Below are 13676 nucleotides of genomic sequence, written 5' to 3'. Positions count from 1 at the left end.
TTAACCTACCACTCCCATCAAATAGACTACAGTGAAGATAAATACCCAGACTACATCAATAAAGTGCCAGTATAGTGAAAATGTATAATACTTAGTCGCATTATATAGATTCAATCCGCGTTTAGCGTTACGGAAAATAAGTAACGTAATCCAAACAAGTCCAATAGCTACGTGGAAACCATGTGTTCCAACAAGCGTATAGAAAGCGGTACTGAATGCACTGTTATCAAACGTAAATCCTAATCCTACATAGTGATTAAACTCATAAACTTCGAGCATCAAGAATCCAAGGCCTAAAAATGCAGTGATTGCAAGCCATAATTGCATTTTCTTAAAATCATAATTTTTCATATGATACATCGCATACACACTTGTTAATGATGAAGTAAGAAGTAACATCGTCATTGCAAATACAAGTGGCAGTTCATATAAATCTTGCGTTGAAAAAGCCAAGTCGCTTGGACCTTTGTTTTTAAGTGCAAGGTATGTTGCAAATAAAGTTGCGAATAAGATTGTCTCTCCGCCTAGGAAAAGCCAGAAACCAACAAATTTATTCTTCGCTTCAAGTGTTGCTTTCTCAGGATGATCTGGCCACGTCTCAGGGGTGAATTTTTTATTCAAATCCATTAGTTTTGTCCCCCTTTACGCTTCATATCTCTAAGAATTTCTTCTTTTGTAACATAATAACCTAAGTCATCTTGTACTGAACGCACACCCATTGCTACAAACACCCACAGAATTCCCAAGATAAGAACTGGTAATCCCCAAGCTGTTTCACTATGGAACATTGCACCGAATCCAGCTATAAACATACCTAAGCTCATTAGTAATGGAATAATTGAACCGTTAGGCATATGAATATCTTGTACAGGTTCAGCCGGTGTTAATCCGGATTTATTACCTTCCATTTTTTCAATCCAAAACGTGTCAAGTCCGCGAACAAGTGGTGTCTGTGCAAAGTTGTAATAAAGTGGTGGTGATTCAATTGCCCACTCAAGCGTACGTCCGTCACCCCATGGATCATTACCCACTTTAACATTTTTAACCGATGTAACGATAATGTTGTATACAAGAACAATAACACCTAGTGCCATGAACAATGCCCCGACACTACTGATATAGTTTCCTGCGTTCCATCCTTGTCCATCCATGTATGTGAATACACGACGTGGCATTCCCCAGAATCCTAACCAGTGTTGAATTAAGAATGTTAAATGGAAACCGATGAAGAACAACCAAAATGTAACTTTACCAAGCATTTCATTCAACATAGTACCGAACATTTTCGGCCAATATAAGTGAACACCTGCAAAAATACCGAATACAGTACCACCAACGATTACGTAGTGGAAGTGAGCAATAACAAAGTACGTATCATGCAATTGATAATCTAAAGGTGCTGTACCAAGCATGATTCCTGTTACTCCACCCATTACAAACGTTGGGATGAAACCTAACGCGTAAAGCATTGGAGTTGTAACTTTGATACTTCCTCCCCACATGGTGAGAAGCCAGTTAAAGATCTTAACCCCTGTAGGTATACCAATTGCCATTGTTGCAACAGAGAATATTGCGTTTGCTGTCGGTCCAAGACCAACTGTGAACATATGGTGAGCCCAAACCATGAACCCTAAGAATCCAATGAGTACGGTAGAAAACACCATTGCTGAATAACTAAACAAACGTTTGCGTGAGAATATCGCAAATATTTCCGAGAATATCCCGAACGCAGGTAAGATCAGAATGTAAACCTCAGGGTGACCGAAAATCCAGAAAATATGCTCCCAAATGATCGTGTTTCCACCCATCGTATGGTCGAAGAAATTCCCCCCGAACATTCGATCAAACGTTAAAAAGAACAATCCAACAGTAAGTGGAGGGAATGCGAATAAAATCATCGCTGATGCGACAAACGTAGTCCATGTAAATAACGGCATACGCATATAAGTCATTCCTGGTGCTCTCATGTTAATAATTGTTACGAGGAAGTTAATCCCCCCAATAAGTGTTCCTCCACCGGCAATTTGAAGTCCGATAGCATAGAAATCTACACCATGTCCTTCAGATGCAATAGAAAGTGATGCATATGAAGTCCAACCTGCATCAGGAACTTGACCAAATAACCAAGATACGTTTAGGAAAAGTCCTCCGAAGAAGAACATCCAAAATCCTAATGAGTTAAGGAACGGGAACGCAACGTCACGTGCTCCAATTTGGAGCGGCATAACAACGTTCATAAATCCAATTAATATCGGCATAGCCGCTAAGAATATCATGGTTGTTCCATGCATTGTAATAATTTCGTTAAAAACGCCAGCAGCGATCAGATCACTATTCGGATGGAGAAGCTGTATACGTATAAGCATTGCTTCGATTCCACCGAGGATGAAGAAGAACCCTCCACCTAGGAGATAAAGAATTCCAATCTTCTTATGGTCGACTGTCGTCATCCAATCCCAAAGCGCTGCGCCAAAACTTCTTTTTTGAGCAACTGAACTCACTATGTTACCTCCTCTTCAATTTCACATTTACTTATTTTTCAACAGATAATCCCATCAGGTATTTAACTAGTTCATCCATCTCAGCATCTGAGATTTGTTCCTTGCTAAATGATGGCATTAAGTTCGCTGGTTTGTAGTATTGTGTATCTCGAATCCACTCTTCTAATTTCTCTTCTGTATGATCCATAAATCCAGCTACACGATTTCGGTCACCAAAAGAAGCTAAGTTTGGACCCGCTTTTTCACCTGTCGTACCTACAGCAGACGTCGCATGACAAGCAATACAGCTATCATTAAATACAGTCTCGCCTTCAGTTAACGATGAATCTACAACACGCTCATCTGTCTCTTGCATTGCTGTTACCCAAGTGTCAAATTCGCCACGTGGAATTGTTTTTACTTTGAAGTCCATAAGTGCATGTGATGGACCACAAAGCTCGGCACATTTACCGTAGAATACGCCATCCTTCAAATCCTTTGATTCTTTGTCAAAAGTCAAATAAAATTTATTGACGTTTTCAACGTTGTTATCAAGTTTACCTCCAACTGCTGGTATCCAAAATGAATGCTTAACGTCTGCAGCCATTAGGTTGAAATAAACTTTTTCGCCCGTCGGAACGACTAGTTCTTGCGCTGTAACAATTCCATATTCAGGGTATTCAAACTCCCACCAATATAGTTTCGCAGTAACGTCAACAACTAAGTTCTCCGCGTTTCCGTCAACATCTACATCATTCATTGCTGAAACGTTACCCAGTTTATATGTATAATAAACTGTTGGTATAGCAAGGATCAAAACGAGTAGAATTGGAATAACTGTCCATACAAGCTCTAGTGTATGATTTCCTACAACTTGCTCAGGAATATGATCTTCGCCCACTTTCGAACGTCGGAAGCGCACTAAGGCGATTACGTAGATGATCGCAACAGCTAACATTATAAATACCATGATTGCTGAAGATAATAGTAGCAATTTAAATTGGTCCTTACCTACTTGCCCGGCTGGTAGTAACGTGGACAACTCTTCCTGTCCACAACCTGCAAGAAAAACAGTTAACACTGTCAATAAAGAAAAGAGACGCCATTTTTTGAGTCCTTTCATCATTGTTTAATCATACCTCTCTTTCTAAAAAAATATATTTTCTTGTGAATGAGGACATTTTCGACCCCTCTATATGAATTCCTGTTCAAAGAAAGAATTCCGAAGCTTAAATAAATAATGAAAAGATAATAATTGAAACAAATAGGATCGTCATATAATTGAGTGAATATACAAACATTGACGTTGCCCACTTCAAATCATCTTTCACTCTGAAACCTCTCACAGCTAAGTAAAGCCATCCCACATTTAACATAGTAGCTAATATGAGAAAGAAAGTCCCGAGTTCTAAAAGTAGAAAAGGTAACGGGAATAAAAACAAAACCCAAACCAACATCGACTTTTTAGTTCTAGCAAAGCCTTTAACGACAGGCAACATAGGTATATTCGCTGCACGGTACTCTTCAGTACGGCGCATCGCGAGAGCGTAAAAGTGTGGCGGTTGCCAAATGAACATAATAAGAAACAATGCCCATGCGCCTGCACCTAATGTAGGTTCAAATGCGGCATAACCAATTAATGGTGGAATCGCTCCAGAAATACTTCCTACAATCGTATTACTGACGTGTCTACGTTTTGACCACATAGAATAGAGTACTACATAGCTGAATACACCTGCAAGTCCCCACAGTGCAGCCGCGAGCGACGCAGATAGCAATAACAGTTCTCCTATAACGATGAAAGTGAGCGCCAATGCCAATACCGCCGGTGCTTTAAATCGCCCTGTTACAGTAGGTCTTGTTTTTGTTCGAGTCATGACAGGATCAATATCACGGTCAATTAAATTATTTAGTGCAGCAGAACCCGCAATGATAAGTCCAGATCCTCCTAGAGCATAAAAGAGAATGTCTAAGTTGTTCAGAAAATGCCCACCACTTAACTGGATCGCCAAAAATAATCCCGTGAATGTTGTAATCATGTTCGAATTAACAATACCGATCTTAATTAGTGCTAAAAAATCCTTGATTAGTGATTGCGTCTCACCTTTCGTTTCGACAGGTGCAACGATTACACGACCGTTTGACAAGTTACCCCTCCCTTCAAAGTGTTATGTATATACTGCTATACTCCACTATATCGAAATTCCGGCATAATTTCTATACTTAAGCAAAATTAACTCGAAATTACTCGAAACCCCGACATATTTTTGTGGCATCCTCTTAATAGTAAATCATTTCTCACTTTCATTTGTGAAGTTAATAGGTCTTTTTTATGAACAATTTGTGAAATGACAACATCTTCATCTATTTAGAACAGCAAGTCGTTGTATTATTTCTTAGAATTAGTTATCATCGGAAAAGTAGGTACCTTTTCAAGTTAAGTTAAAGGATTCATTTCAAATCTGATTATTACCATTCAGATGTATGTTCTAGTCATTATAAATAAAGTAGGTGTCAGGTTGAAATACAATAAGTATTTAAAATGGTTTGCTCTAGCTTCTACGATTGGCATGCTCCTCATTTTACTTGGAGGAGCGCTAGTAACTAAGACCGACAGCGGTATGGGATGTGGACGTCACTGGCCAGGTTGTAACGGCCAACTAATCCCTAGTGAAATCACTGCAGAAGTCTTAATCGAGTTTTCACATCGCCTTGTAACAGGTGCGGTTGGTATTTTCATACTAGTACTCGCTGCTTGGTCATGGAAAGCAATTGGACATATTCGAGAAACAAAGTTTTTGGCAGTTATGGCTGTATTCTTTCTTGTTCTACAAGCCTTAATTGGAGCAGCACAAGTTTTATGGGGGCAAGGCGATTTTATTCTCGCATTGCATTTCGGGATTTCCCTTATTTCTTTCGCCTCGGTATTGTTACTCACCCTTCTTATCTTTGAAGTCGATCAGAAATTCGATGCCGATAAAATCAAAATCGGTAAGACTTTAAAACGACATACAATTGGAGTCTTCATTTACTCCTACATTGTGGTGTACACTGGTGCACTCGTCCGACATACGGACTCAAGTCTCGTTTGTTCTGATTGGCCACTATGTAGAAATAGCGCTTTTGAACTTCCAACAAATATGTTTGAATGGGTTCAAATGGGCCACCGAGCTGCTGCTGGACTAATCTTTATTTGGATTCTAATCATTACGATTCACGCTATCAGACATTATAAAAACCAAAAGGTGATTTATTGGGGTTGGATTATCGCTCTCACCCTTGTAACTGGACAAGTTCTGTCTGGAATGACAGTTATACTTACCAGTCTAAATCTTTATATCGCCTTGCTTCATTCACTACTAATATCATTACTATTCGGTTTATTGACTTATATGATTTTACTTGTTTCTCGGAGTAATAAACTCGAATAATAACGCCTTAGCTATCCTATAACAAGGATAGCTATTTTCTATTTTCGCCCAAATTAAGACTTCTAAATCAAAAGACACTCAAATTCGCTAGAATAGCTGAACTTGAGTGTCTTTTTAATTGGGATTACTCGATTTCAAGAAGTAGATCTCCTGTTGAAATAGAATCTCCTGCCGATACGTAAATTTCTTTTACGATACCGTCAAATGGAGCCTGTATTGTAGTTTCCATCTTCATAGCCTCAGTAATAAACAAATGCTCGCCTCTTCTCAACTTTGCACCTTTCGAAACCGCTACTTTCAATACCGTTCCTGGCATCGTTGCTGCGATATGAGAAGCGTTTGAAGGATCCGCTTTAACATTTTTCACTGTATCTGATTCAACGTTCAAATCATCAATAATCACTTCACGCGGTTGACCATTCATCTCGAAGTAAATGACTCGAGTTGCATCTGGCTGCGGTTCTCCAATTGAAACTAGCTTAATAATAAGCGTTTTTCCTTTTTCAATTTCAACCTCAATTTCCTCGCCTAGGCGCATTCCGTATAAAAACTCTGGAGTGCTAATAACTGAAACATCTCCGAACTCCTTGTTAATTACAGAGAATTCCTCAAATACTTTTGGATAAAGTGCATACGATAAAGCTTCTTGATTTGTACAAGGACGCTCTAGCTTTTTGCCTACAAGTGTTTTTAGCGCATTAAAGTCTACATCTTCTAACAATTCACCTGGGCGAACTGTTATCGCTTGTCGTCCTTTTAAAATAACTTCCTGAAGCTCTTTCGGGAATCCGCCATATGGCTGACCAATATGTCCTTCGAAAAATTCAATAACTGATTCAGGGAAATCGATAGACTTTCCACGCTCTAAAATAGTGCGCTCGTCCAATTCGTTTTGGACCATAAACAAGGCCATATCTCCGACAACTTTTGAAGATGGAGTTACTTTCACAACATCACCAAACAAAAGATTAACTCGGGAATACATACCTTTCACATCATCCCAACGTTCACCAAGACCGACAGATTTCGCTTGCTGTTGCAAGTTAGAATACTGACCGCCAGGCATTTCATGTACATAAATTTCTGAGTGAGGACTAACCATTCCACTCTCAAAAGGCTGATAATACTTGCGTACATCTTCCCAATAGTAAGAAAGCTTTTCTAATGACTCCACATTTCCACGTACATCCCTTTTACCGCCCTTTAATGCGTAATGCAAAGAACTTGCAGAAGGTTGAGACGTAAGGCCTGACATAGCCCCTAGCGCCGTGTCAACGATGTCTACACCCGCCTCAATGGCTTTGGCATACGAGTAGATCCCGTTTCCACTTGTGTCGTGCATATGGAGGTGTATCGGCAACTCGACGGTATCTTTTAATTCCGATATGAGTCGGTAAGCTGCTTCTGGTTTAAGAAGGCCTGCCATATCTTTGATTGCAAGGATATGCGCGCCAGCGGATTCAAGTTCTTTCGCCATTTCTTTATAATAGGCTACTGTATACTTGTCCCTTTTATCATTTAAGATATCCCCTGTATAACAGATCGATGCTTCTGCTACCTTTCCAACCTCACGAGTTGCGTCAATCGCAACTTCCATACCTTTGATCCAATTTAAACTGTCAAAGATTCGGAATACATCTATACCGGCACTTGCAGATTCTTTAACGAATTCTCGAATAACATTGTCGGGATAATTTGTATATCCTACTGCATTCGCTCCACGGAACAACATTTGGAACAGAACGTTAGGTATTTGCTCACGAAGTTTAATTAAACGTTCCCAAGGACTTTCCTTAAGGAAGCGGTAGGATACGTCGAACGTTGCTCCTCCCCACATTTCAAAGGAAAATAAGTCTGGCATCAATCTGGCAGATTCTGATGCAATTGCACTAATATCTGCAGTACGCAAGCGCGTTGCAAGAAGTGATTGATGGGCATCCCTGAACGTGGTATCCGTTAGTAGGACCTCGTCTTGTTCTTTAATCCATTGAACTAAGCCGTCTGCACCGCGTTCATCTAGTATTTGCTTTGTACCACTTGCAGGTGGAGTCAGTAAGTCAATAGTAGGTTTTCGAACTGGATGGAAAACTGGTTTAGATTTCGTTTCAATTCCAGGGAATCCATTAATCGTAACGTTTCCAATGTATTGCAAAATTTTAGTTCCTCGATCTAAGCGAACTGGGAAATCGAATAATTCAGGCGTTGAATCAATGAAACTTGTATTGTAATCTCCAGTTAAGAAATTTTCGTGCTTCACTACGTTTTCTAGAAAAGGGATGTTTGTCTTAATTCCACGAATTCTAAATTCCTGTAAATTTCGATTCATTTTGGACGCAGCTTCACGGAAAGTCATACCCCATGTCGATACTTTAACAAGCAGTGAATCATAGTGCGGTGTAATGACCGCGCCCTGAAAACCGTTTCCAGCGTCCAGACGAACACCAAAACCGCCTCCTGAACGATAGACCATTAACTTACCTGTATCCGGCATGAAGTCGTTTAAAGGGTCTTCAGTCGTCACACGAGATTGAATTGCATACCCGAACAATGGGATTTCATCTTGTGCAGGCAATCCGGCTTCGCCTTCATGAATATTTTTTCCATCCGCGATGTGAATCTGCGTATGTACAATATCAATTCCTGTAATCATTTCTGTAATTGTATGTTCCACCTGAATACGTGGATTTACTTCAATAAAATAAAATTCTCCATTTGAAACTAAAAATTCAACAGTACCTGCATTGATGTAGTCAATATTTTTCATCAATTTCACAGCTGCTTCACAAATTTCTTTACTAAGCGTCTTGCCAAGTGAAATTGATGGTGCGATTTCCACCACTTTTTGATGACGACGCTGAATTGAACAATCACGTTCATAGAGATGAACCACATTTCCATGTGTATCTCCAAGTATCTGGACTTCAATGTGTTTTGGTTTATCAACGAATTTTTCAACGTACATTTCTTCGGATCCAAATGCTGACTTGGCTTCTGATTTTGCACGTTCAAAGGCTTGTTCAACTTCATCCTCTGAATTTATTATGCGCATGCCACGTCCACCGCCACCGAGTGAGGCTTTGACAATAATCGGATAGCCATTTTCTTTACCGAAGATTGCGACTTCTTCGACCGTAGAAACAGGACCATCGCTACCAGGGATAACTGGGATTCCAGCTGCAATTGCTTGTCCTCTGGCTTTTACTTTATCCCCAAACATATCAAGATGCTTGGAACTTGGACCTATAAAAATGATTCCTTCTTGTTCAAGACGGCGGGCAAACTCTGCATTTTCAGCGAGAAAACCATACCCTGGATGAACTGCATTTGCTCCAGCTTTTTTTGCGATTGCGATGATTCCTTCTATATCCAAATAGGCATCGATTGGCTTTTTACCTTCTCCAACCAAATAGGATTCGTCCGCTTTATAGCGATGAAACGACCCACTATCTTCAGCTGAATAGATTCCAACCGTAGGAATACTTAGTTCCGTACATGCACGAAAAATACGGATAGCTATTTCTCCGCGGTTCGCAACAAGGATTTTATTGATTTTCTCCAAAATACAACACTTCCCTTTCTATCTCTTAGTTTCAAATTTGACAAACATCGAAACGTTCATCAATATTCCTAGTGCTAACGATAGCAGAATTACCGAAGTTCCGCCATAACTAATAAACGGCAACGGAACACCTGTAAGTGGTATTAAACCAGTTAAACCACCTATATTGACAAATGTTTGTATGCCAATCATACTGCCTATTCCTGCTGCAAGCATTCTAGCGTGAGGATCTTTAGCCTTTAGTGCAATCGATAGCGATCGTAGAACAATAAATCCAAGGCCACCAATGACAATAATAGAGCCCAGAATACCTACCTCTTCTGAGATAACTGCCATAATAACATCTGTCTGTGGTTCAGGCAAATATCCTAACTTTTGAATTGAATTCCCTAAACCGCGACCGGAAATACCTCCGGAACCAATTGCAATATACCCATTTATTATTTGGAAGCCTGAAGTTAACGGATAATCAAAAGGATTCAAAAATGCCGTGAGACGCCCTAAGCGACCAGGCGTCATAACAGTTTCCCAATTTAAATAGACTACGAAAGCCACTAATGAAAGTCCTGTCGCAATAATACCGCCCAACTTCAAAAAAGTTCGTTTCTTGATACCACTTGCTGCCATTACGGATAATGCAATCACAATAAGAATAAATGAAGTACCAATATCTGTTTCTAGCATTACTGATGCGATTACTAGAGTTAAAATTGTCAAAGGAGGAGCTATTGATTTATTTAAACTATCAATCGATCCTGCTTTATATTTATTAGCAAAGACCCCTGCAAGGTATACAATTAGAGCAATTTTCGCTACTTCTGAAGGCTGAAGATTCACAGGACCTAGTTTAATCCAACTTTGTGCACCTACGCCAACCACATCTTTACCATACCCAAGTATGTGGACACTCCAAAGGAGGACCAGCATTCCGATAACCGTAGTCACCATAAACCCTTTTCTTTTATAGTTTTTATACGGGAAAAAAGAAGCTATAAAAAATACCGGAAAAGCAATTGCTAAATTAAGTATTTGTCTATTTAAAAAATGGTCCGGTTCCCATCCATAGCGACTGACGGCCCACACCATACTTGAGCTATAGATCATTACTAGACCAAATAAAGTCAATATCAAATATGCTGAAAACAGTGGAAAGTCAAAGTATCGAAGAAATCGTTTCACATAAGTCTGCATAGGTAAGTACCTCTTTTATTTTTAGTGTCAATTATGTATTTGTTTCAATCATCCTGATGAAATATTAAAGTTAAAGAAAAAACTCAAACTATGAGATGAGTTTGAGTTTTTAGCCTATTTTCTCATATATATATCGTGCAATACAGTCATTTCCTTCTCAAGTGATGAAAGAATTTCATTCCCTTTCACACGCTCAATTAGACCCAACTTCACAGCAAAATCGATTTCACGAGCAAGTCCAAACATCTGAGTGTCTAACACTTCTTCGTATAAAGGGCATTGTGGCATCGTCAAGTGATCCATCTGAACCTTTATCAATTGAGCAATTTTACTCGCATCAATTTGAAGCTGCTTCACAGCCTTTTCCTGATATGTTTCTTGCATTTCAGTATCCATGAGGACGCCCCCATCAATCATTTATTTCTACTTATGAATATTAATAAAGTGTATCTTTTGATAGTAGAAATTGCAAGCATTTCCCCTTTGCTGACAAGCTTTTAAGTTAATCAATCTTTTACTTAAGCACCACTTCAGTTTTTAGTATAACAATTCACCTTGAATACTTTTCAATGTGTTCGTGCGTACGAAAGCGGAATATAAACTTAATTAAAACTGGAGCAAACATAACAGAAAGCTAGTTATTTTATGTGAAAGTTGTTCAAATTCAAAAAAATAGGAATCCACCTTAAACCTTAGTCAAGTGAATTCCTAATAACTATTGCACTCTTACTTAAGTTTTACTGATTCACAATGTACAACAATCAGCTTTCCATCTGATGAAACTTAGTCGCATCCACAATCAATTCTTCAAGCTCTTCTTCATATGCAACCGCCTGCTCAACTGTCCAACTAAACTTCTGTTTCATAATTTTATAAACAGCGTGTTTATGCGTATTCACCCAATCGATGTCAAAATATAATGCCCCAGTCCGTCTAACGAAGAAATCGGCAGGTTTATAGACGAGTTCGTGATCAATAGAATACCGCAGTATAGCATAGACAACTGGATCGATATTTTCTTTGGCGGCTACTTCTTTTCCGTTCTCGTATAGAGAGAACACGGTATCGATGTTGGATCCGTATCGATGGACAAGTCTTTTTGCAGTAGCTTCTGTCAACCCTATGCTCTTACCTTGTTTACCTTTATCAATTGCGAACATTTCAAACCCATGGGCGCCACCGACATCTCCACCCGAAATCGGCAGGTACTTAGTTGATGTTTCAGGATAGTGCCTTCCTTCTTCTTTATACAATTGTTTAACAACTAAATCCAACACGTGTTCAGCCATTTTACGATAGCCGGTCAATTTACCGCCTGCAATGGAGATGAGACCCGATTCTGATACAAAGATTTCGTCCTTGCGGGAAACTTCGGAAGGTGATTTGCCATCTTCGTGAATTAACGGACGTAGACCTGCCCAGCTGGATTCTACTTCTTCTGGTCCAAGCTGTACAGCCGGGAACATAAATTGAATTGCTTCCAAGATATAGTCCCGATCTTCAACTGTTACTACCGGATGTGCAAAGTCGCCTTTATAAACCGTATCGGTAGTGCCGACATACGTTTTGCCTTCCCTTGGAATAGCGAAAATCATCCGACGATCCGGACCGTCAAAATAGATAGCTTGCTGCAATGGAAAATGTTTTTCATCAAATACTAAATGAGTTCCTTTCGTCAATAGCAACGTTTTCCCTTTTTTCGACTGATCCATTTCGCGCACCGTATCAACCCATGGACCCGATGCATTGACAATTTTCAGCGCTTTCACTTCCAGGCGGGAACCATCAATGACATCTTCGACCTCAACGCCGACAGCCCGTCCGTTTTCGTAAAGTAAATCTGCAACTTTCATGTAATTCAGAGCTATTGCTCCTTTTTCCACAGCTTTTTTTATTACTTCTATCGTCAGTCGTGCATCATCAGTCTTATATTCTACATAGTAGCCGGCGCCTTTCAATCCATTTTGTTTTAATAAAGGCTCATGCGATAACGCGACGTCAGACTGAAACATTTTTCTTCGTTCACTCTTTTTAACACCTGCCAAAAAATCATAGACACGCAATGCGATATTCGTAGTAAACGGTCCGAACGTCCCCCCTTTGTAAAAGGGTAATAGCATCCACTCAGGCGTCGTAACATGTGGTCCATTTTGGTAGACGATTTCCCTTTCTTTACCGACTTCAGCTACCATTTTCACTTCCATTTGCTTCAAATAACGCAATCCGCCATGAACCAGTTTCGTTGATCTGCTTGAAGTACCAGCAGCAAAGTCTTGCATTTCGACTACAGCGACTTTCAGTCCTCTACTTACAGCGTCAAGCGCAATACCCGCACCTGTAATCCCCCCTCCAATAACAAGTAAATCTAATGTTTCTCTTTGAAGCTCCGTCTTTAGTTCCGATCTATCAGCATTTGAAAATTGCATAATTCATCCACTCCAATTCTTTCTATTTTAAAAACAAGGCTCTGTTAAATAACTCTGTTGATAGTTGATAAAGTATTTGTACACTCATTGTTAGCGTGGCAATATCGCTTGTCGCTTGGTGATGGCCTCCCGTAGGAAGCCCGTCAGAAAGTTCACTGTCGGTCTTCCTACTTCGGCTCACACTTGTCGCTTCTTCGCTGGTTCTTTTAGATTCAAAGTTAGTGACACATGAGATTTTTGTACACGCCTAGTTGATTGAAGTGAAAGACGTCGACTCCGATAGGGTTAGCAGGTCAGGTGTAACAATCAGCGGCAGCATAGCTGACGGATTGGTCCACCGCCTGCCCTCCGGAAAGCGTACGTCTGAAACGGAAATCAACGAGTTAGATATACTCAAGCACTAGTGACTAATAAATTTTATCAACATTATTAGTTAACATAGCTAAAAACAAAAAAGAGACCACGAATCGACTCCAATTCCTATACGGAAATATGGAGTGATGTGGTCTCTCGAATTCTCTACCAATTTATTAACTTGTCTTTAGAATAGCACATTATTCATTTCTAGCAAAACGTTTTAACTTCAAGA

At 39.7% G+C, this 13676-nt stretch carries 9 protein-coding genes; 1 reads left to right on the top strand and 8 read right to left on the bottom strand.

Annotated features, from left to right (window positions below; translation table 11 throughout):
- From ACXYMX_RS01610 to cyoE, 4 genes are all read right to left on the bottom strand, one after another.
- Nucleotides 1-627 carry a cytochrome (ubi)quinol oxidase subunit III gene (locus ACXYMX_RS01610; protein WP_459042464.1) on the bottom strand — a complete coding sequence of 209 codons (627 nt, stop codon included), beginning with the start codon at nucleotides 625-627 and terminating at the stop codon, nucleotides 1-3.
- The gene (locus ACXYMX_RS01605) at nucleotides 627-2501 is read right to left on the bottom strand and encodes a cytochrome c oxidase subunit I (protein ID WP_459042463.1); all 1875 of its coding nucleotides are present in this window, start codon (nucleotides 2499-2501) and stop codon (nucleotides 627-629) included. The genes ACXYMX_RS01610 and ACXYMX_RS01605 overlap by 1 nt, the downstream gene beginning before the upstream one ends.
- Before the next feature lie 31 nt (nucleotides 2502-2532).
- Complete coding sequence (gene coxB, locus ACXYMX_RS01600; protein WP_459042462.1) at nucleotides 2533-3606, bottom strand: cytochrome c oxidase subunit II; 1074 nt, start codon at nucleotides 3604-3606, stop codon at nucleotides 2533-2535.
- Nucleotides 3607-3709: 103 nt separating this feature from the next.
- The gene (gene cyoE, locus ACXYMX_RS01595) at nucleotides 3710-4627 is read right to left on the bottom strand and encodes a heme o synthase (protein WP_459042461.1); all 918 of its coding nucleotides are present in this window, start codon (nucleotides 4625-4627) and stop codon (nucleotides 3710-3712) included.
- 372 nt (nucleotides 4628-4999) lie between these two features.
- Here cyoE and ACXYMX_RS01590 point away from each other — a divergent pair, with 372 nt between their 5' ends.
- The gene (locus tag ACXYMX_RS01590; RefSeq protein WP_459042460.1) at nucleotides 5000-5911 is read left to right on the top strand and encodes a COX15/CtaA family protein; all 912 of its coding nucleotides are present in this window, start codon (nucleotides 5000-5002) and stop codon (nucleotides 5909-5911) included.
- 124 nt (nucleotides 5912-6035) lie between these two features.
- Here ACXYMX_RS01590 and pyc read toward each other — a convergent pair whose 3' ends face one another.
- The 4 genes from pyc to ACXYMX_RS01570 form a co-directional block, all read right to left on the bottom strand.
- Nucleotides 6036-9470 (bottom strand): pyruvate carboxylase, encoded by a 3435-nt coding sequence (gene pyc, locus ACXYMX_RS01585; RefSeq protein ID WP_459042459.1) that lies wholly within the window; start codon nucleotides 9468-9470, stop codon nucleotides 6036-6038.
- Nucleotides 9471-9488: 18 nt separating this feature from the next.
- The gene (locus ACXYMX_RS01580) at nucleotides 9489-10661 is read right to left on the bottom strand and encodes an FtsW/RodA/SpoVE family cell cycle protein (RefSeq protein WP_459042458.1); all 1173 of its coding nucleotides are present in this window, start codon (nucleotides 10659-10661) and stop codon (nucleotides 9489-9491) included.
- Nucleotides 10662-10775: 114 nt separating this feature from the next.
- Entirely contained in the window at nucleotides 10776-11057 is a 282-nt protein-coding gene (locus ACXYMX_RS01575; protein ID WP_459042457.1) for a DUF1507 family protein, read from the bottom strand.
- 365 nt (nucleotides 11058-11422) lie between these two features.
- Complete coding sequence (locus ACXYMX_RS01570) at nucleotides 11423-13087, bottom strand: glycerol-3-phosphate dehydrogenase/oxidase (RefSeq protein WP_459042456.1); 1665 nt, start codon at nucleotides 13085-13087, stop codon at nucleotides 11423-11425.
- Nucleotides 13088-13676: the final 589 nt, after the last annotated feature.

The organism is Sporosarcina sp. CAU 1771 (genome assembly GCF_054482775.1).
This window is presented reverse-complemented; position numbering and strand designations above follow the sequence as displayed.

Bases quoted from the DNA above. Each gene is read 5' to 3' on its own strand.
- ACXYMX_RS01610 (WP_459042464.1), bottom strand. From the start codon at position 627: ATGGATTTGAATAAAAAATTCACCCCTGAGACGTGGCCAGATCATCCT.
- coxB (WP_459042462.1), bottom strand. From the start codon at position 3,606: ATGATGAAAGGACTCAAAAAATGGCGTCTCTTTTCTTTATTGACAGTG.
- ACXYMX_RS01580 (WP_459042458.1), bottom strand. From the start codon at position 10,661: ATGCAGACTTATGTGAAACGATTTCTTCGATACTTTGACTTTCCACTG.
- ACXYMX_RS01575 (WP_459042457.1), bottom strand. From the start codon at position 11,057: ATGGATACTGAAATGCAAGAAACATATCAGGAAAAGGCTGTGAAGCAG.
- ACXYMX_RS01570 (WP_459042456.1), bottom strand. From the start codon at position 13,087: ATGCAATTTTCAAATGCTGATAGATCGGAACTAAAGACGGAGCTTCAA.